The sequence below is a fragment of the Streptomyces sp. 11x1 genome (assembly GCF_032598905.1).
Classification (GTDB): domain Bacteria; phylum Actinomycetota; class Actinomycetes; order Streptomycetales; family Streptomycetaceae; genus Streptomyces.
Genome location: NZ_CP122458.1, coordinates 1737307 through 1757785 on the forward strand (window position 1 = coordinate 1737307; position 20479 = coordinate 1757785).

The 20479-nt window shown below is 71.2% G+C and carries 11 protein-coding genes and 1 tRNA gene; 4 read left to right on the forward strand and 8 right to left on the reverse strand.

Translation table 11 applies throughout. From position 1 onward, the window contains the following. Positions 1–186: 186 nt before the first annotated feature. Both P8T65_RS07755 and P8T65_RS07760 read right to left on the reverse strand, forming a co-directional pair. Positions 187–4080: a helix-turn-helix domain-containing protein gene (locus tag P8T65_RS07755; protein ID WP_316731516.1), complete on the reverse strand. Its 3894-nt coding sequence runs from the start codon at positions 4078–4080 to the stop codon at positions 187–189. Between the two features lie 166 nt (positions 4081–4246). After that, on the reverse strand, positions 4247–4615 hold the full coding sequence (locus P8T65_RS07760) for a hypothetical protein (RefSeq protein ID WP_316724616.1): 369 nt from the start codon (positions 4613–4615) through the stop codon (positions 4247–4249). Positions 4616–4993: 378 nt separating this feature from the next. Between P8T65_RS07760 and P8T65_RS07765 the strand changes: the two genes are divergently transcribed. Next, a complete protein-coding gene (locus tag P8T65_RS07765) occupies positions 4994–6352 on the forward strand; it encodes a glycoside hydrolase family 43 protein (RefSeq protein WP_316724617.1) in 1359 nt (452 codons plus the stop codon). Between the two features lie 166 nt (positions 6353–6518). Here P8T65_RS07765 and fusA read toward each other — a convergent pair whose 3' ends face one another. The 6 genes from fusA to sucC all read right to left on the reverse strand — a co-directional run bounded on the left by fusA (position 6519) and on the right by sucC (position 15053). Beyond that, complete coding sequence (gene fusA / locus P8T65_RS07770; RefSeq protein ID WP_316724618.1) at positions 6519–8603, reverse strand: elongation factor G; 2085 nt, start codon at positions 8601–8603, stop codon at positions 6519–6521. 324 nt (positions 8604–8927) lie between these two features. Continuing rightward, the gene (locus tag P8T65_RS07775) at positions 8928–10931 is read right to left on the reverse strand and encodes a glycosyl hydrolase (protein ID WP_316724619.1); all 2004 of its coding nucleotides are present in this window, start codon (positions 10929–10931) and stop codon (positions 8928–8930) included. 273 nt (positions 10932–11204) lie between these two features. Further along, positions 11205–11289, reverse strand: a tRNA-Leu gene (locus P8T65_RS07780). A 186-nt stretch (positions 11290–11475) separates the two neighbouring features. Then, positions 11476–13026, reverse strand: a complete 1551-nt coding sequence (locus P8T65_RS07785; protein WP_316724620.1) for an aldehyde dehydrogenase family protein — start codon at positions 13024–13026, stop codon at positions 11476–11478. Position 13027: 1 nt separating this feature from the next. Beyond that, complete coding sequence (gene sucD / locus P8T65_RS07790; protein WP_316724621.1) at positions 13028–13912, reverse strand: succinate--CoA ligase subunit alpha; 885 nt, start codon at positions 13910–13912, stop codon at positions 13028–13030. A gap of 10 nt (positions 13913–13922) precedes the next feature. Continuing rightward, entirely contained in the window at positions 13923–15053 is a 1131-nt protein-coding gene (sucC, locus tag P8T65_RS07795) for an ADP-forming succinate--CoA ligase subunit beta (RefSeq protein ID WP_316724622.1), read from the reverse strand. Positions 15054–15239: 186 nt separating this feature from the next. Here sucC and P8T65_RS07800 point away from each other — a divergent pair, with 186 nt between their 5' ends. Genes P8T65_RS07800 through P8T65_RS07810 form a run of 3 tightly spaced genes read left to right on the forward strand, consistent with a single transcriptional unit; the run spans position 15240 to position 20322 of the window. Then, positions 15240–16925 carry a thiamine pyrophosphate-binding protein gene (locus P8T65_RS07800; protein WP_316724623.1) on the forward strand — a complete coding sequence of 562 codons (1686 nt, stop codon included), beginning with the start codon at positions 15240–15242 and terminating at the stop codon, positions 16923–16925. Positions 16926–16935: 10 nt separating this feature from the next. Then, on the forward strand, positions 16936–18186 hold the full coding sequence (gene frc / locus P8T65_RS07805; protein ID WP_316724624.1) for a formyl-CoA transferase: 1251 nt from the start codon (positions 16936–16938) through the stop codon (positions 18184–18186). A gap of 3 nt (positions 18187–18189) precedes the next feature. Next, on the forward strand, positions 18190–20322 hold the full coding sequence (locus tag P8T65_RS07810) for an acetate--CoA ligase family protein (protein WP_316724625.1): 2133 nt from the start codon (positions 18190–18192) through the stop codon (positions 20320–20322). Positions 20323–20479 lie beyond the last annotated feature (157 nt).

Sequence of the window (20479 nt, forward strand, 5' to 3'; positions counted from 1 at the left end):
CTTCGGTCTCGTCGGTCTCGTCGGTCTCGAACGAACTCGTGATGGTCGGGCAGCAGCCTGGCCGACCACCACCCCGCTCGTCGAGATCCGGGTGTAGCCCCGTCCCACCGGGCAACGGGAAACACTTGGGAAACCCCTTCCGAGCAGGGCGATTGCCGAACGGTCCGCACAGTCGCCGCGTGTCGCTCAGTCACGCCCGCACGTCGGTGGGTCCGCCGGGACGGAAACCTGGGGCAGCAGTGCCGCGCGCTCCTCGGCGCCGATGTCGGCGCGCAACCGGCAGATGTCCGCCAGCCGGGAGCCGGGGTCGAGGTTCCACAGCCGTACGGTGCCGTCGGTGCTGCTGCTGGCCACGGTCCGCCCGTCGGGGGCGAAGTCCACGCCCCACACCGCGTTCGTATGACCGGTGAGCGTCGCCCACGGCCGCCGTCCGGCGACGTCCCACAGGCGTACCGTGCGGTCGTTGCCGCTGCTGACGAGGGTGCGGCCGTCCGGGCTGAAGTCCACCCCGCGCACCGATCCCGAGTGGCCGGTCAGCGCGGTCTCGAAGCTGCGGTGCCGGACGTCCCACAGGCGTACGGTCCCGTCGTTGCCGCTGCTGGCGAGGGTACGGCCGTCCGGGCTGAAGGCCACGCCCCGCACGGCGCCCGAGTGGCCGGTCAGCGCGGCGAGTTCGCGATGCGAGGCGACGTCCCACAGCCGTACGGTCAGGTCGTCGCCGGCACCGGCGAGGGTGCGGCCGTCGGGGCTGAACGCGACATCGTTGACGAAGTCCTTGTGGCCGCCGAGGACGGCGAGTCGCCGGCGCTCCGCCACGTCCCAGAGGCGCACCGTGTGGTCGGCGCCCGCCGACGCGAGGGTCCGGCCGTCGGGCGAGAAGGAAACGGAGAAGACCTGTCCGCTGTGTCCGGTCAGCTTCTTCAGCGCCTTGCGCTGCGCGACGTCCCACAGCCGGACCGTGCCGTCGGAGCCGGCCGACGCGAGGGTCCGCCCGTCGGGCGAGAAGGCCACCGAGAACACGGTCTCGGTGTGCCCCTCCAGCGCTGCCACGAGGGCGTGCGTCCGCGCGTCCCACAGCCGTACGGTGTGGTCGGCGTCGGCGGTGGCCAGCAGTTTCCCGTCGGGGCTGTAGGCGGTCTGCCAGACCTCCGTGAACGGGCGCGGCGTCAGGACGGCCCCGCTCAGGTCCCACAGCACGGCGGACTGGTCGAACCCGGCCGTGGCCAGCAGGGCGCCGTCGGAGGTGACGGCCACCCCGAGGACGTAGTCGGTGTGACCGGCGAGGACCAGGGTCTGCCGGCCGCTGCGCACGTCCCACAGCCGCGTCGTCCCGTCGCCGACCGCGCCGACGACCGTCTCCCCGTCCGGGGTGAAGGCGACGCCGTTGATGTCGTCGCTGCTGCCCGTGAACGTGTCGGTCAGCCGTCTGTCGTCGACGTCCCACAGCCGTACCGTCCGGTCGACGCCGGCGGAGGCCACCGTGCTCCCGTCGGGTGAGAAGGCGACGCCCAGCACTTCGTCGGCGTGCCCGTCGAGGGCGTCGACGGGCACGGCCCGGTCGGTGTCCCAGAGTCGTACGGCCCGGTCGCCGCCGGCGGAGGCGAGCGTCCGCCCGTCGGGGGCGTACGCCAGCGTGTTGATGTCGCCCTTGTGCCCGGGCAGGGTCGCGGTGAGCCGGGGGCTGGGCCCGATGTCCCACAACTGAACGGTCCCGTCGGCGGCGGCGACCGCGATTCCGCCGCCGCGCGGGTCGAAGGCGACCGCCCGCGCGCCCTTCGTGGCGTCGGAGAGCGCCGCCGTCCGCCGGTGCCCGCCGGTGCTCCACAGGGTCACGGGCCCGTCGGTGGATGTGATCGCGACCGTACGGCCGTCGGCGCCGAAGGCCACCGAGCGCACGCGCCCCGGCACCCGGAACCGGGCGAGGACGCGGTGGCCGTCGGCCGTGCTGCGCAGGACGACCGTGCCGTCGGAACTGGCCGTCGCGAGGCTGCGGTCGTCGGGCGCGAAGGCGACCGCGTTGACCGGGCCGCGGTGCCCGTCGATGCGGGCGGAGAAAGGCTGTGACTGGGTGCTGAGCAGGGCGCCGCGGGCCTCGGCGGTGGGGGCGGTCCGGTAGGCCTCCTCGGCGAGGAGCATCGACGCCTCCGGGCGGCCCCCGGCCAGGGACACGGAGCGCGCGGCGAGGGCCTGGGAACGGGCGACGCGTTCCTGGTCGAGGGCGCCCTCGCGCTGCTGGTAGGCGAGACCTCCGGCGGTGACGGCCAGGCCCAGCAGTACGGCGAGGGTGGCCAGCATGGACTGTCGCAGCCGTACCTGTCGTCTGGACTGTCTGCGGCGTCCGTCCTCTTCCGCCTGACTGGCCCTCAGGAACGCCTCCTCGTCGGGCCCGAGCCTGCTCCAGCCGTCCGACTCCTCGGCCCACGCCGTCACGGTGTCGAGACGGGTGCCCCGGTACAGGGCGGACGGGTCGCGCCGCTCGCGCTCCCATTCACCGGCCGCGTGCGAGAGCTGCTGGTGCAGCAGGAGGCCCGCCCGGTCGGCACGGATCCAGCCGCGGAGCCGGGGCCAGGCGTGCAGCAGCGCCTCATGGGTGATCTCGACGGTGTCGCTGTCCATGGTGATGAGCCGGGCCCGGACGAAGGCGTCGAGCGCGGCGGCGGCCCCGTCCGCGTCGCCGAGCCGCGCCATCAGGGCGTCCCGGCTCGTCCGGCGGCGGGTCGCTCCGGCCCCGTCCATGACGAGGACCAGCCGGGACAGGATGCGTCGGATCGTCTGCTGCTCGGCGGGATACAGCCGCGCGAACACGTTCTCCGCGGTGCGGGCGACCGCTCCCTGGATTCCGCCGGCCCGTTCGTACCCGTCGACGGTCAGCGCGGAGTCCCGCCGCCGCTGCCAGGTGGCGAGCAGCGCGTGGGAGACGAGGGGGAGCGCGCCGGAGGGTGTCTCGTCGGAGCCGACCGCGGAACCCCCGGGGCCCGTGTCCGGGTCGTCGCGCAGTCCCGCGTCCCGTAACAGCAACGGGACCAGGCCGGGTTCGAGGGTGAGGCCCGCGAGCTCCGCCGGGCGGGTGATGGACTCCCGTAGCTCCGCCACGGTCATCGGGGAGAGGACGAACAGTCCGTCGGTGAGGACGGGGGCGAGCTCGGGCAGGCCCAGACAGCTGCCGGTGAAGTCGGCGCGGACACCGAGCACCACGACGGCGGGCGGGTGCGGGCTCTCCGCCGGCCGGGAGGTGGCGAGGGCGCACAGCACACGGGCGAAGGAGCGGCGTTCGCCCTCGTCCGAGCAGAGCGTGAACAGTTCCTCGAACTGGTCGACGATCAGGACCGGTCGGGCCGGTGGGGGCCGTCGCTCCCCGGGGGCCCGTGGCGAGGTGTCCGCCCCGGCCCGTACGGCGCCGAGCAGGGCGTCCGGGTCGTCCCGTACCTCGTCGGCGGTGACCCCGAGGTCGCTGCCCAGCACCTTGGCGGTGCGTTCCAGGAGTTCTTCCAGGGGGCGCGCGGTGGGGGTGAGCTGGACCACCGGCCAGCGGTCGGCGCCCGGCATGGGGAGGTCGCCGCGCCTGAGCGCGGGGACGAGACCGGCGTTGAGCAGGGACGACTTGCCCGCGCCGGACGGGGCGGCGAGCAACAGCGGTCCGCTGCCCACCCGTTCGAAGACCCGTTCCACCAGTGCGGCGGTGGCCTGCTCGCGGCCGAAGAACCACTCCCCGTCCTCAGGGGTGAACGCCGACAGACCGCGGTAGGGGCAGGTCTCGGCGGGCTGGTGCGCGGCGGCGTCGGGTCCCGGGTCGCCGTCGTCGCGCGGCGGCGCCTGCCGCAACAGCCGCAGCAACTCCCCTTCGGCGCCCAGCACTTGGTCGCACAGCCGGGCGACGTCGACGGTCGGCCGCTTGGCGCCGGTCTCGATCTTGCTGAGGTAGCCCTTGCTGTAGTGGGTCCGGCGGGCGAGATCGGTGAGCGACATTCCGCGTTCCTGCCGGAGCCGCCGCAGTTGTGCCGGGAAGGACAGCGTGGTCGGCGCGTCCCGGTCCCGTCCGTGGTGAGGGTCTGTCTGCTGTCCGTGCAGCGGGTCCCCCAAGGTGTCCCCCAAGGCAGTGCAGTGCGGCCGTGAGACGGCGGAAACCCAGGTTACTGCCGGGTCGGCGGGGGCGGCCAAGTCTTTCACCCGGAGTGGCGAAAACGCCGACGTCCGGAACCGCGGGCAGCCGGTTCCGGACGTCGTCAGGCGGACGTTCTCCGTGGCACTACGGACGGAGGACGATCGAGTTGATGGGGGTGAGGTTGCGGTAGAAGGCGTGCCCCGCCGGAATGGTCTCGATGCAGTCGCCGCCGTTGTACTGCTTGCACAGGTCCGCGAGGGCGCCGCCGTACTGGTTGTTGTAGACCCAGTGGTACCCGACCTGGTTGCTCAGGTTGTGGGCCTTGTAGCTGTAGTACACGTTGGTCGGGTGCGGGTTGTCGCGCGGTTCGACGCCCTGGCCGTAGATGCAGACCGCGCCGTACGGGCAGCCGTCCCAGGTGTCGGCCGGCTTGGCCTCGGCCGAGCCGCTGAGCGCCACCACCGCGGCCACCGACGTCAGGAACGCGGCGGCGCCGCGGAACATGTTGCGCATGTTTCCCCCTTGCTGGTTCTCACTGTTGCCGGGTCTCCCTGGCCGTTGACTTCGAAGCCAGCATCGCCATCTCGGGGACCGGGATCGACGGGTTTCCTGTTGCCCGCCGGGAGCGCGGCCGGGAAACACGGTGTGACCAGGGCCGTTTCGGGACGGGAGGCAACCCCGGGGGGTGGTCCATGAAGGCACGGGGAGCGGCACAGCAACACCACAGGGACCTCCAAGCGGAATCACCCTTCGCAGAAACCCCTGCGCGATCCATTGACGTGCAGATACCCCCCTCTTATCTTCTGACCGAAGTTCCGCACGATGTACGACATACCGAACAAAATAACATCCCCACGCCTCAGGGCAGTTCACGCAGAAATGGGACGAGCGTTGAACAGAACCCTCAGGGCGGTCCTCGCCCTCCTCACCTCGGTGGCCGCCCTCCTGGGGCTCACCACCGCCTTCGCCGGCGCGGCCGGAGCCGCCCACCCGCCGGCGGGACAGGCGACGCGGTACACCATGACCGCGTTCACCAACAGCAGCGAGTCGAACATGTACGTCTACGACTCGCCGGACGCCACCGGATTCACCCTGCGGAAGGGCCCGGCCTACACCCCGCCCTCGGGCCTCATCCGTGACCCCAGCATCTTCAAGCACACCGACGGCTTCTACTACCTCACGTACACCACCAACTGGACCGGGAACACGATCGGTTTCGCCCGCAGCACCGACCGGGTGAACTGGACGTTCCTGTACAACCACACGATCCCGATCAGCGGGCTGACCCGCACCTGGGCGCCCGAGTGGTTCATCGACACCGACGGCAGCGTCAACGTCATCGTCTCCCTGACGGCGGCGAGCACCGCCGTCCACTTCACCGCCCACAAGATCACGGCGACCAACTCCGCGCTGACCGCCTGGTCCGCGCCCACCCAGCTGGCCGGCATCGGGCCGAACAACATCGACACCTTTGTCGTCAAGGTCGGCTCCACGTACCACGCGTTCACCAAGAACGAGACGACGAAGTACATCGAGTACGCCACCGCCTCCAGCTTCACCGGCCCCTACACCAAGCAGAAGACGGGCGACTGGGCCGGATTCGGCGACTGGGTCGAGGGCCCGGCCCTGGTCCAGCTCGACAACGGGGGCTGGCGCATCTACTACGACGGCTACCGCGCCGGGAAGTACTGGTACAGCGACAGCTACGACAACTTCGCCACCTGGTCCACGCCCACCGAGGTGCCCGGGCTGTCCGGCTTCATACGCCACGCCACCGTGCTGAAGGAGACAGTCTCCGGCGGTGTGACCCTCCCGACCAACACCACCCGCTCCCTCCAGTCCGTCAACTACCCCGGCCGGTACGCCGCAGTGCGCTCCGACAACCTCGGCTACATCGACCCGGTAACCTCCTCCAGCAGCACCGCCGTCAAGCAGAGCGCCACCTTCACGATCGTGCCCGGCCTCGCGGACGCCAACTGCTACTCCTTCCGCGACTCCTCGGGCCGCTATCTGCGGCACTGGGACTACCGGATCCGCTTCGACAGCAGCAACGGCACGGCCGTCTTCAACAAGGACGCCACGTACTGCGCCCGTCCGGGCGCGACCGCGGGTTCGGTGAGCCTGGAGTCGTACAACTACCCGGGCCGCTACCTCCGCCACTACGGCTACGCACTCCGCGTCGACCTCTACCAGAACACCGACACCTTCCGCGCCGACAGCAGCTTCACGGCCGTGAGCCCCTGGGCATAACAGCACCGAGCGAAGCCCCCGCGCCACCTGCTCTTCAGGGGCGCGGGGAACTGCGCGGCCAGCCCCCACCGGACCCGCACATGGGGGTCAAAGGGGCACAGCCCCTTGAGGATGGGACGGGTAGGGGCGGCGGGGGCGAGAAAAGGATCCCGCCCCCGCCCTCCCCCTAACCCACCGCCACGGCCCCCGGCGCCGCCGCATACCCGGCAGGCCGCGCCGTGAACGTCCCCCGCCCCTGCGTCCGGCTCCGCAACCGCGTCGCGTACCCGAACAACTCCGCCAGCGGCACGACCGCGGTCACGACCACAGACTCACCCCGGGTCACGGAATCCGTCACCCGCCCCCGCCGAGCCGCGAGATCCCCGAGCACCCCGCCCACGGCATCCGCAGGCACGGTCACCATGACATCGGCGACAGGCTCCAGCAGCCCCATCACCGCCGCCCGCATGGCCTCCCGGAGCCCGAGCCGCCCGGCGGTACGGAAGGCCATCTCCGAGGAGTCCTTGGAATGGGTCGCCCCGTCGGTCAGGGTGACGCTCAGCCCCGTCACCGGGTGACCACCGAGCGGCCCCTCGGCAAGCGCGTCACGGCAGCCGGCCTCGACCGCGCGCACGTACTCCTGCGGCACCCGCCCGCCCACGACGGTGGAGCGGAAGACGAAGCCCGTGGCGGCACCGTCACCGTCGGCCTCCGAGGGCGGCAGAGGCGCCACGTCCAGCACGACGTGCGCGAACTGCCCGGCCCCGCCGTCCTGTTTGACGTGCCGGAAGACCAGCCCCGACACCCCACGCACGACCGTCTCGCGACAGGCCACGCGAGGCCGACCGACGGCCACCTCCAGCCCATGGGCCTGCCGGACCTTCTCCACCGCAACCTCCAGATGCAGTTCGCCCATGCCGGACAGCAGGGTCTGCCCGGTCTCGGGGTCGGTCCGCACCACCAGCGAGGGGTCCTCCTCGGCGAGCCGTGCGAGGGCAGTGGCGAGCCGGTCGGTGTCGGTGCTCCGGCGCGCCTCGACGGCCACCGACACCACGGGGTCGGCGACGGACGGCGGTTCGAGGAGCAGCGGCGCCGCCGGATCGCACAGCGTCGTCCCCGGGCGGGCGGACTTCAGCCCGACCACCGCGACGATGTCGCCGGCCACGGCCCGCTCCAGTTCGGCGTGCCGGTCGGCCTGGACCCGCAGGATCCGGCCGATCCGCTCGGTGCGCCGCGTCCCGGCGTCCAGCACGGTGTCCCCCTTCCGGATCGTGCCCGAGTAGAGCCTCACGTACGTCAGCCGTCCCGTGGCCGTGGCGCTCACCTTGAACGCCAGGGCCGCGACCGGCGCCTCCGCCTCGGCGGCACGCTCCTGCTCCGTACCGTCGTGCGTGCCGCGTACGGCCGGCACGTCTAGCGGCGACGGCAGATACGCCACCACCGCGTCGAGCAGCGGTTCGATGCCACGGTTGCGGTAGGCGGAGCCGCAGAGCACGACCACGCCCTCGCCCGTGCGGGTCAGGTCGCGCAGCGCGGCGGCCAGCGTCCGCGCGGAGAGCGTGCCCCGTTCGCAGAACTCCTCCAGCGCCGCCGGATGCAGTTCGGCCACCGCCTCCTCCAGCCGCCGCCGTCGCCGCCCGGCCTCGTCCCTCAGGTCGTCGGGAACCGGCCCCTCCTCTGCCGTCTCGGATCCGTCCGCCCACACCAGCGCCCGCATGCGCAGCAGATCGACCACACCGACGAACCCGTCCTCCGTACCGATCGGCGACTGCACCACCAGCGGGACCGGGTGGAGCCGCTGCCGGATCGACTCGACGGCCGTGTCCAGGTCGGCGCCCGCGCGGTCCAGCTTGTTGACGAAGGCGATGCGCGGCACGCCGTGCCGGTCGGCCTGCCGCCACACCGACTCGCTCTGCGACTCGACGCCCGCGACCGCGTCGAACACGGCGATCGCCCCGTCGAGCACCCTGAGCGAACGCTCCACCTCGTCGGCGAAGTCGACGTGGCCGGGGGTGTCGATCAGGTTGATCCGATGTCCGTCCCAGGCGCAGCTGACGGCCGCCGCGAAGATGGTGATGCCCCGGTCGCGCTCCTGCGGATCGAAGTCGGTGACGGTCGTCCCGTCGTGGACCTCGCCCCGCTTGTGCGTGGTCCCGGTGGCGTACAGGAACCGCTCGGTGACGGTGGTCTTGCCGGCGTCGACGTGGGCGAGGATGCCCAGATTCCGCACGGTGGTCAGGGGGTTGGCGATGTTGGTGACGTTGCTGCGCATGGCCCGTGGCCTTTCAGCTGAGCTGTTTCAGGGCAGCGCGATTCCCGTACGGGTACGGCGGACGGCACGGACGTGCGCGCGGACGGAGCTGTCGCTCCGTCACGCGCACAGGGGTCGGCGTCAGGCGTGCGTCACGGGCATCCGGTACCGGCCGCGCAGCGGGCACCGGACGGACGAGGACACGAGGATCACCTCGTACAGGGAACGGGGAACGACGACGGCGGCGGTACGGTCACACACGGTCGGGCTCCCCTCTCTCGTCGGTTGTGGGGCGAGTCTAGGGACCGTGGCGGGGCCGGGTCACCGCATTTTCCGCGGGGCGGGTCATTCGGCCCGGATGTCGTCCACGTACACGACGCCCTTGGTCACCACCTCGCTCGCCCGGCCGAGGTACAGGTTGAATGTCTTGACCCGGGCCAGACGGGCCGCGTCGAGCACGGCGGTGGCGTTGCCGGTGTCCCAGGGGGCGGGCCGGAACTCGTCGAAGGGGACCCTGATCTCCTGCCCGCTCGTGTCGTCCAGCGCGAAGCGGTACTGGAACGGGATCCCGTCGGCGACGATCTCCAGCGCGCCCGCGTTCTCCGAACCGTCGCCCCGCAGCCACAGCCGCAGGGAGGTGAAGGCGGACCAGTCGGCGTCGACCGGCCTGCCGATCCCGGTGAACTCCGACCCGGTGAAGTCGTAGGCGTAGGCCAGTCCGTAGGAGCCCGAGGACTTGTGCTCGGTCGACAGGGTGAGGGTGTGGGTGTTGAGATGGGTGTACGCCTCGCCGAGCGCGACGTCGTCCCCGGCGTACCCCTCGAAGTCGTCGATCCACCCGGCGGGCAGCCGTGGAGCCTCGCCGAGGAGGACGACGGCGGAGTCGGTGAGCGTCCTGCCGTCGACCCGGGCGCGCACGGTGAGGGTCGCCGAGCCCTTCTTGCGCAGGGTGGGGCCGATCGACCAGACGGCCGAGTAGTAGCCGTCGGCGTCCGGGCGCAGCGCTCGGGCACGTCCGCCGTTCACGGAGTAGGTGACCCGGCTCGCCCGCGCGGGCGTGACCCGCACCCGGACGGTGGTCCTGGCGGCCGTCACACGCTGCCGGTCGGTCGGTGTCACCAGGTGCGCGGTCGGGCCGTTCCTGACGGCGGTGGTGCGGGCGGCGAACACCCCGCGCAGATCGGCGGCGAAGAGGGTGTAGGGGTCTTCGTGGAACCGGACGAAGTCCGGCAGCAGGGCGTGGCCCGGGTACGGCACATAAGCGCGCTTGGTGCCGCCGAAGTTGGCCCACGTGGCCATGTACGTCACCTGGCGGGCCAGCGGGTCACCCTCGACGGCCCGCAGCAGCCGGGTGAACCACTGCGGGTCGCGGATCTCGGTACCGCTCTCCCCGAACTCGGTGAAGGCGGGCACCTTGCCCCGCTCGTTCGCGAGGCGGACCACCATCGCCAGGTCCCTCACGAGACCGTCCAGCCAGGGGGTCGGCCCGGCGCCCTCGTCGTAGGAGTCGTAGCCGAGGACGTCGACGAACCGGTCGCCCGGGTAGGTGCGCAGGTACCCGGCCGGGTCGCCCCCGAGGCTGGCGTTGGGCGAGTAGGCGTAGAGCAGGTTGTGGACGCCCCTGACGTCACGCAGGTACTCCACGGTGTAGCGGAACAGCTCGATGAACTCGCCCGAGGTGGTGTGGCCGGCACCCCACCAGAACCAGCCGCCGTTGTTCTCGTGGAAGGGGCGGAAGATGACCGGGATGAGGGTGCCGTCCGGGCGCCGGGCGCCCTTGACCGCCTTCGCGACACGGTCGAGGAAGCGGTTGAAGCGCGCGTGCTTCGCTCCTCCGGGGAGGATCTGGCCGACGACGCGGCCCGTGGTGTCGTAGAAGTCCCCGCCGGTGACGAAGTTCGGCATGTGGGCGCTGAGGGTGTTGATGCCGCCGCGGGCGTCGCCCTGCCGGATGCACCGGCTGAGCGCGGCGATGTTCTCGGCGTCGGTGCCGTCCTCGGTGCCGGGGCGCTCGTCGCCGTCGAGGACAAGGGTGTCCCAGCCGAAGACCGCGGGGTGGTCGCCCACCGCCGCTCTGGTGTCGGACGCCCTGCCGTCGGGTGTGGTGAAGGTGAAGCCGTAGGTCAGGTCGTGCTGGTGACCGAACAGGACGCCTCTGCCCTGCTGCCGCTTCAGGTACGCGAACAGGGCGCGGGTGGCGGGGGTCGCGTGGTCGTCGACGATCCGGACCGGCGTCGGCGTGCCGGGGACCGCCGTCGGCGCGGCCATCGATGTGCGGGTGCCGGCGGCCGCGGCGACCGCGGCACCCAGCAGGACGAACGTGCGGCGCTTCAGGGGAGAGCTGGACATGTGTCTCCTGTGACGTGCTCGGCTGCCGGGGCGGCAGCGGTGGGGACGGCGCCGATGCCCTGCACGCGCGGAGTACGTCGGCCACGCGCGTCGGATGGGAGGCGTGTGCTTCAAGTGACGCTATTTGACTAGAGGTTGAGAAGAAACGAAAGAGTCCGGCTCGATCCGCCGGAGGCCGTCGGCGGCGGCGCGGGGCGCCGAGCACGGCCGGGAACACGCGAAGGGCCCCGACCGTCCGGTCGGGGCCCTTCTCACATGTGTCGCCGTAGCGAGTGTCCGAGGGGGGACTTGAACCCCCACGCCCGATAAAGGGCACTAGCACCTCAAGCTAGCGCGTCTGCCATTCCGCCACCCGGACCAGGTGTCTGCCGCCTGGCCGGGGGTGTTCCCCGCGGCGACATGGACAACAATACCAAGGTTTCGGAGTGCCTTTCACCTGCATATATCGGGGCTTCGGGCGGGGCCGTGCGGGCCTCGACGGGCGGGTCCGCACGGCCTCACGACGGGTGACCGGACGGTCACGAACAGGCCACTGCCGGCCAGGTCAGGCCACGGACGGCATGAGGTGGTGGTCGGGGAAGTTCCCCGGCAGCCGCTCCCCCGCCGGGCCGCGCGTGACCGCCTTGACGAGCAGGTCGCCGCCGACGAAGGCGCCCCGCCAGGACGCGCCGAAGCCGCCGAAGAGCTCGTCGCGGTCGCCGCGGGAGCGCGGCTTGCCGTGGCCGACCTTGAAGGCGCGGATCTGGGGTGCCAGCCGCTCGTACGTCGCCCGGTCGTCGGTGGACAGGGTGGCGACGAGTGCGCCGTTCGAGGCGTTCATGGCGGCGAGCAGCTCGGCCTCGGTGTCGACCAGGACGATCGTGTCGACCGGACCGAAGGGTTCCGCGTGGTGCAGCGGGGAGGACGGGGGCGGGTCGAGGAGGGTGACGGGCAGGACGTACGCGCCGGTGTCCTGGCCGGGCAGGAAGCGCGCGTCGGCGAGTCGCCCCCGGTGCAGCGGCACGGCGCCCCGGTCGACGGCCTCGGCGACCTGGTCGGTCAGTTCCTTGGCCTTGGCGGCGTTGATGAGGGGGCCGAAGTCCAGGGTCGGGTACGGGTCGTCGGGGTGCTCCACGGCCAGCGGGTGGCCCACCTTGAGGGTGCGGACCGCGGGCAGGTAGGCCGCGAGGAACTCGTCGAACAGCTCGCGCTGGACGACGAAGCGCGGATAGGCCGTGCAGCGCTGCTTGCCGTAGTCGAAGAGTTTGGGGACGACGGCGGTCAGGGTCTCCCAGTCGGTGTGGTTCCAGATGCCCCAGGCGTTCAGGCCCTCCTGTTCCAGGACGTGGCGTTTGCCGAGGTCGGCGACGGCGGTGGCCACGGCGGCGCCGGTATCGCGGCCGCCGACGAAGGAGACGCAGCCGATCTCGGGGGCGCGGACCAGCGCCTCGGACAGTTCGCGTCCGCTGCCGCTGACGAGGGTGACGGGGACGCCCTCGCGGGCGGCGAGCGCACTGGCGAGGGTGAGACAGGCGACGCCGCCGTCGGTGGGCGTCTTGGCGATGACGGCGTTCCCGGCGAGAGCCTGGACCAGCATCGCGTGGACGAGCACGCTCATCGGGTAGTTCCAGCTGGCGATGTTGGAGACCGGGCCGTCGAGGGGGACACGCCCCTCGACCATGGGTTCGATGCCGTCGACGTACCAGCGGACGCCGTCGATGGCCCGGTCGACGTCGGCCTGGGCCGGCCGCCAGGGCTTGCCGATCTCCCAGACGAGGAGCAGGGCGAGCAGTTCACGGTGCTCAGTGAGGGCGTCGAGGGTGGCGGCGACCCGGGCGCGGCGTTCGGCGAGGGGAACGTGGCGCCAGGCCCGGTGCTGGTCGAGACAGGCCCGGACGGCGTGGTACGCGGTGGCGCCGTCCAGTCGGGGCGGGCCCGCGACGGGGGTGCCGTCGACGGGGCTGGTGGCGGGCAGAGCCCGGCCGTCGGCCTGCCAGGAGCCGTTCCAGAGGTTGAGGACCCGGTCGTCCCGGAAGGCCTCGGGGGCGACGGCGAGACAGCGTCGCCACGCGTCGGTCCAGGCGGCGCCGGACTTGAGGGTGAGAGTGGGGGCCATGTCACGCACTGCCTTCCAGTGCGGCCAGCACCAGCCGGGCGGTCTCGGTGGGGGTGTTCCCGACCCGTACCCCGGCCGCCTCCAGCGCCGCCTTCTTCGCCCGCGCCGTACCGGAGGAGCCCGAGACGATCGCGCCGGCGTGGCCCATGGTCCTGCCCTCGGGCGCCGTGAAGCCGGCGATGTAGCCGACGACGGGCTTGGTGACGTGGTCGCGGACGTACGCGGCGGCCCGTTCCTCGGCATCGCCGCCGATCTCGCCGATGAGGACGATCAGTTCGGTGTCGGGGTCGTCCTGGAAGGCGGCGAGGCAGTCGATGTGGGTGGTGCCGACGACGGGGTCGCCGCCGATGCCGACGCAGGTGGAGAAGCCGATGTCGCGGAGTTCGTACATGAGCTGGTAGGTGAGGGTGCCGGACTTGGAGACGAGGCCGATGCGTCCGGGCTTGGTGATGTCGGCGGGGATGATGCCCGCGTTGGACTGGCCGGGGGTGATCAGTCCGGGGCAGTTGGGGCCGATGATCCGGGTGCCTTTGTCCTGCGCGTAGGCCGTGAAGGCGACGGAGTCGTGCACGGGGATGCCCTCGGTGATGACGACGGCGAGGCCGATGCCGGCGTCGGCAGCCTCGACGACGGCTGCCTTGGCGAAGGCGGGTGGGACGAAGACGACGGTGACGTCGGCGCCGGTGGCCTCGATGCCCTCGGCGACGGAGCCGAAGACGGGGACGGCCCGCTCGTCGAAGTCGACGGTGCGGCCCGCCTTGCGGGGGTTGACGCCGCCGACGACGTTCGTGCCGGCCGCGAGCATGCGGCGGGTGTGCTTCATGCCCTCGCCGCCGGTCATGCCCTGGACGAGGACCTTGCTCTCCTTGGTGAGGTAGATGGCCATGTCCGGCTCCTCAGTTCGCGTGGGCGAGGTCGGCGGCGCGGCGCGCGGCGCCGTCCATGGTGGTGGCCTGGTGGACGAGGGGGTGGTCGCGGTCGTCGAGGATCGCCCGGCCGCGTGCGGCGTTGTTGCCGTCGAGGCGGACGACCAGGGGTTTCGTCAACTGCACGCTGTCCAGGGCCCGCACGATCCCGTCGGCGACCGCGTCGCAGGCGGTGATCCCGCCGAAGACGTTGACGAGGACGGACTTCACGTCGGGGTCGGAGAGGATCACGGAGAGGCCGTCGGCCATGATCTGGGCGGAGGCGCCGCCGCCGATGTCGAGGAAGTCGGCGGGGCGGGCGCCGCAGCCCGCGACCACGTCGAGGGTGGACATGACGAGTCCGGCACCGTTGCCGATGACGCCGACCTCGCCGTCCAGTTTCACGTAGGTGAGGCCCCTGGCGGCTGCCGCCGCCTCCAGCGGGTCCTCGTGCGCGAAGCCCTCGTCGCCCAGACGGGTCTGGCGGAAACTCGCGTTGTCGTCGAGGGTGACCTTGCCGTCGAGGGCGAGGATGCGGCCCTGTTCGGTGCGGACGAGCGGGTTGACCTCGACGAGGAGGGCGTCCTCGCGGGTCAGCACCTGCCAGAGCCGCATCAGGACGTCGACGGTCTGCGGGGGCAGGCCCGCCGCCTCGGCGATCTCGGACGCCTTCGCGGAGGTGACGCCCTCGACGGGGTCGATCGGGATCCGGGCCACCGCCTCGGGCCTGGTCGCCGCCACCTCCTCGATCTCCATGCCGCCCTCGGCCGAGGCGATCGCGAGGAAGCGGCCGGCGGCGCGGTCGAGGACGTACGAGACGTAGAACTCGCTCTCGATCGCGACGGGTTCGGCGACCATCACCGTGCGGACGGTGTGGCCCTTGATGTCCATGCCGAGGATCTGCCGTGCGGTCAGTTCAGCGGCTGCGGGGTCGGCGGCGCGCTTCACCCCGCCCGCCTTGCCGCGTCCGCCGGTCTTCACCTGGGCCTTGACGACGACGCGTCCGCCGAGTCGGCGGGCGATCCCGCGGGCTCCCTTGGGCGAGTCGGTGACCTCCGCCCTCGGCACCGCTATGCCGTGTTCCTCGAAGAGTTCCCTTGCCTGGTGCTCGTACAGGTCCATTCCGGCTCCTGACTCAAAAGTGCCGCACGCCCCCTGGACACCACCCACCGGATGCGGGATAACAAGCTTCATACAGTATTCGTCGACTGTATGCAATGAACCGCGAGAGCACTCCAACCGCACCGAAGCCCCCTCGAAAAGCCTTCGAAAAGCCCTCAAAACCCTACGAAGGGACAGGACTTCGCCATGCCCGACGGCAACAGCCAGGACCTCATTTCCGGTGGTCACCTCGTCGCGAAGGCACTCAAAGCGGAGGGTGTGGAGGTCATCTACACCCTGTGCGGCGGCCACATCATCGACATCTACGACGGCTGCGTCGACGAGGGCATCGAGGTCGTCGACGTCCGTCACGAACAGGTCGCCGCACACGCCGCCGACGGCTACGCCCGCATCACGGGCAAGCCCGGCTGCGCGGTCGTCACCGCCGGCCCCGGTACCACCGACGCCGTGACCGGTGTCGCCAACGCCTTCCGCGCGGAGTCCCCGATGCTGCTGATCGGCGGCCAGGGCGCGCACACCCAGCACAAGATGGGGTCCCTCCAGGACCTGCCGCACGTCGACATGATGACGCCCATCACCAAGTTCGCGGCGACCGTGCCGGACACGGCCCGCGCCGCCGACATGGTGTCGATGGCGTTCCGTGAGTGCTACCACGGCGCCCCCGGCCCCTCCTTCCTGGAGATCCCGCGCGATGTCCTCGACGCCAAGGTGCCGGTGGAGAAGGCACGCGTCCCGAAGGCCGGCGCCTACCGGGCCTCGACCCGCTCGGCCGGCGACCCCGAGGCGATCGAGAAGCTCGCCGACCTGCTGGTGCACGCCGAGAAGCCCGCGATCCTGCTGGGCAGCCAGGTGTGGACGACCCGCGGCACCGAGTCCGCCATCGACCTGGTGCGCACGCTGAACATCCCGGCCTACATGAACGGCGCGGGACGCGGCACCCTCCCGCCCGGCGACCCCCACCACTTCCAGCTCTCCCGCCGGTACGCCTTCTCGAACGCCGACGTCATCGTCATCGTCGGCACGCCCTTCGACTTCCGCATGGGCTACGGCAAGCGGCTGTCGCCGGACGCGAACGTCGTCCAGATCGATCTCGACTACCGGACCGTCGGCAAGAACCGCGACATCGACCTCGGGATCGTCGGCGACGCGGGCCTCGTGCTCAAGTCGGTGACCGAGGCGGCCTCCGGACGCATCAACGGGGGCGCGTCGAAGCGCAAGGAGTGGCTCGACGAGCTGCGCGCCGCCGAGCAGACGGCCATCGAGAAGCGGCTGCCCAGCCTGAGGTCCGACGCCTCGCCCATCCACCCCTACCGGCTGGTCAGCGAGATCAACGACTTCCTCACCGAGGACTCGATCTACATCGGCGACGGCGGCGACATCGTCACCTTCTCCGGTCAGGTCGTGCAGCCCAAGTCACCCGGGCACTGGATGGACCCGGGGCCCCTCGGCACGCTCGGCGTCGGCGTCCCCTTCGTGCTGGCCGCCAAGAAGGCGCGGCCCGACAAGGAGGTGGTGGCCCTCTTCGGTGACGGCGCCTTCTCCCTCACCGGCTGGGACTTCGAGACCCTCGTCCGCTACGACCTCCCCTTCGTCGGCATCGTCGGCAACAACTCGTCCATGAACCAGATCCGCTACGGCCAGGCCCAGAAGTACGGCCCGGAGCGCGAGCGCGTCGGCAACACCCTCGGCGATGTCCACTACGACAGGTTCGCCCAGATGCTGGGCGGTTACGGCGAGGAGGTCCGCGACCCCGCCGACATCGGCCCCGCGCTCCGGCGCGCCCGTGAGTCCGGCAAGCCGTCGCTCGTCAACGTCTGGGTCGACCCGGACGCGTACGCCCCCGGAACCATGAACCAGACGATGTACAAGTGAGGTGCCCTCGATGACCCCCACCGCAGGAACGTCGACCAAGGCTCTCGAAGGCGTCCGCGTCCTCGACATGACGCACGTCCAGTCCGGCCCGTCCGCCACCCAACTCCTCGCCTGGCTCGGCGCGGACGTGGTGAAGCTGGAGGCGCCGACCGGCGACATCACGCGCAAGCAGCTGCGCGACCTCCCCGACGTCGACTCCCTCTACTTCACGATGCTCAACTGCAACAAGCGGAGCATCACCCTCAACACCAAGACCGAGCGCGGCAAGGAGATCCTCACCGAACTGATCCGGCGCTCCGACGTCATGGTCGAGAACTTCGGACCGGGCGCGGTGGACCGCATGGGCTTCACCTGGGACCGTATCCAGGAGATCAATCCGCGTATCGTCTATGCCTCCATCAAGGGGTTCGGGGACGGTCCGTACACCGACTTCAAGGCGTACGAGGTCGTCGCGCAGGCCATGGGCGGGTCCATGGCGACCACCGGCTTCGAGGACGGGCCGCCGCTGGCGACGGGGGCCCAGATCGGAGACTCGGGCACGGGCATCCATGCCGTGGCGGCAATCCTCGCGGCGCTGTACCAACGGGAGAGCACCGGGCGCGGCCAGCGGGTCAACGTGGCCATGCAGCACGCCGTCCTCAACCTCTGTCGGGTGAAGCTGAGGGACCAGCAGCGGCTGGCACATGGCCCGCTCCGTGAATATCCCAACGACGACTTCGGCGACGAGGTTCCCAGGTCCGGGAACGCGTCCGGCGGCGGCCAGCCCGGCTGGGCCGTCAAGTGCGCGCCGGGCGGCCCGAACGACTACGTCTACGTCATCGTGCAGCCCGTCGGCTGGCAGCCGTTGAGCGAACTCATCGGCCGGCCGGAGCTCGCGGACGACCCCGAGTGGGCGACGCCGGAGGCCCGGCTGCCCAAGCTCAACAAGATGTTCCAGCTGATCGAGGAGTGGTCGTCCACCCTGCCCAAGTGGGAGGTGCTGGAGCGGCTGAACGCGCACAACATCCCGTGCGGGCCGATTCTGTCCACCAAGGAGATCATCGAGGACGAGTCGCTGGTCTCCAACGAGATGGTCGTCACCGTGCCGCACCCCGAGCGCGGCGAGTTCGTGACCGTCGGCAGCCCACTGAAGCTGTCCGACTCCCCCGTGGACGTGACCAGTTCACCCCTGCTCGGCGAACACAACGAAGAGGTCTACGTCGGCGAGCTGGGGCTCGGCGACGAGGAGTTGCGCCTGCTCAAGTCGAACGGAGTGATCTGATTGATGGCCGAAGACCGGGGCGCGCGGGTGCGTGAGCTCCTCGACGCCGTACGGGCCGAGGGACGGAGCGCGCTGACCGCTCCCGAGGGCAAGGTGATCGCCGATGCGTACGGGATCGCCGTACCCGGCGAGGAGTTGGCGCGGGACGTGGAGGAGGCGGTGTCGTTCGCGGCGCGCTTCGGCGGACCGGTGGTGATGAAGATCGTGTCGCCGGACATCCTGCACAAGACCGACGCGGGCGGGGTGATCGTCGGGGTGGAGGGCGCGGCCGACGTACGGGCCGCGTTCCACACCATCGTCGACAACGCGCGCGCGTACGCGCCGGACGCCCGTATCGAGGGCGTCCAGGTGCAGGAACTGCTGCCGAAGGGGCAGGAGGTCATCGTCGGCGCGGTGACGGACCCGACGTTCGGCAAGGTGGTCGCGTTCGGGCTCGGCGGGGTGCTGGTCGAGGTCCTCAAGGACGTGACGTTCCGGCTCGCTCCGGTCGACGCGGACGAGGCGCTGTCGATGCTGGACTCGATCCGCGCGGCCGAGATCCTGCGGGGGGTGCGCGGGGCGCCCGCCGTGGACCGGTGGGCGATCGCCGAGCAGATCCGCCGGGTCTCCGAACTCGTCGCGGACTTCCCGGAGATCGCCGAGGTGGACCTCAACCCGGTGATCGCGACCCCGGAGGGCGCGGTCGCGGCGGACATCCGGGTGATCCTCACGGAGTCGGTGCCGAAGCCGAGGCGCACCTACACGCGGGACGAGATCCTGACGTCGATGCGCCGGCTGATGCAGCCCTCGTCGGTGGCGGTGATCGGAGCCTCCAACGAACAGGGCAAGATCGGCAACTCGGTGATGCGCAACCTCGTCGACGGAGGCTTCGCCGGCGAGATCCATCCGGTGAACCCCAAGGCCGATGACATTCTGGGGCGCAAGGCGTACAAGAGTGTCACGGACGTTCCCGGTGAGGTGGATGTGGCGGTCTTCGCGATCCCCGCCAAGTTCGTGGCCGCGGCGCTGGAGGAGGTGGGTCGCAAAGGCGTCCCCAACGCCGTTCTGATCCCGTCGGGTTTCGCCGAGACCGGCGAGCACGAGCTCCAGGAGGAGATCGTGGCGATCGCCGAGCGGCACGGCATCCGGCTGCTCGGACCGAACATCTACGGCTACTACTCGACCTGGCAGGACCTCTGCGCCACGTTCTGCACGCCCTACGACGTCAAGGGCGGGGTGGCGCTGACCTCGCAGTCCGGCGGTATCGGGATGGCCATCCTGGGCTTCGCGCGCACCACGAGGACGGGGGTGTCGGCGATCGTCGGCCTCGGCAACAAGTCGGACCTGGACGAGGACGACCTGCTGACCTGGTTCGGCGAGGACCCGCACACCGAGTGCATCGCCATGCACCTGGAGGACCTGAAGGACGGGCGGGCCTTCGTGGAGGCCGCGCGGGCGACCGTCCCGAAGAAGCCGGTCGTGGTCCTGAAGGCGGGCCGTACGGCCGCCGGGGCGAAGGCGGCGGGCTCGCACACGGGAGCGCTGGCGGGCGACGACGCCGTGTACGAGGACATCCTCAAGCAGGCCGGTGTCATCAGGGCGCCGGGCCTGAACGACATGCTGGAGTACGCGCGCGCGTTGCCGGTGCTGCCGGCGCCCCAGGGCGACAACGTCGTGATCATCACGGGGGCCGGAGGCAGTGGTGTGCTGCTGTCGGACGCGGTGACGGACAACGGGCTGACCCTGATGGAGATCCCGCCGGACCTGGACGCGTCGTTCAGGACGTTCATCCCGCCGTTCGGGGCGGCCGGCAACCCGGTCGACATCACCGGGGGCGAGCCGCCGTCGACGTACGAGGCGACGATCCGGCTGGGCCTTACGGACCCGCGCATCCACGCGCTCGTCCTCGGCTACTGGCACACCATCGTCACTCCCCCGATGGTCTTCGCGGAGCTCACCGCGCGCGTGGTGGCCGAGTTCCGCGAACGGGGCATCGAGAAGCCCGTGGTCGCGTCGCTCGCGGGTGACGTCGAGGTGGAGGAGGCCTGCCAGTACCTCTTCGAGCGGGGGGTCGTGGCGTACCCGTACACGACCGAGAAGCCGGTGGCGGTGCTGGGCGCGAAGTACCGGTGGGCGCGGGCGGCGGGGTTGCTGTGACGGGCGCGCCAGCTGCGGTACGGCCGGGGGTCCGGGGGGCGTCCCCCGGGCGTGACACAGCCCGCTGGGCGCGGGCCGCAGGGCTGTTGGGAGGCGGTCGATGAGCTGAGCGACGGCTCGAACCACGGGGCCTGCGGCGACCGCTCACCGCGGGCCC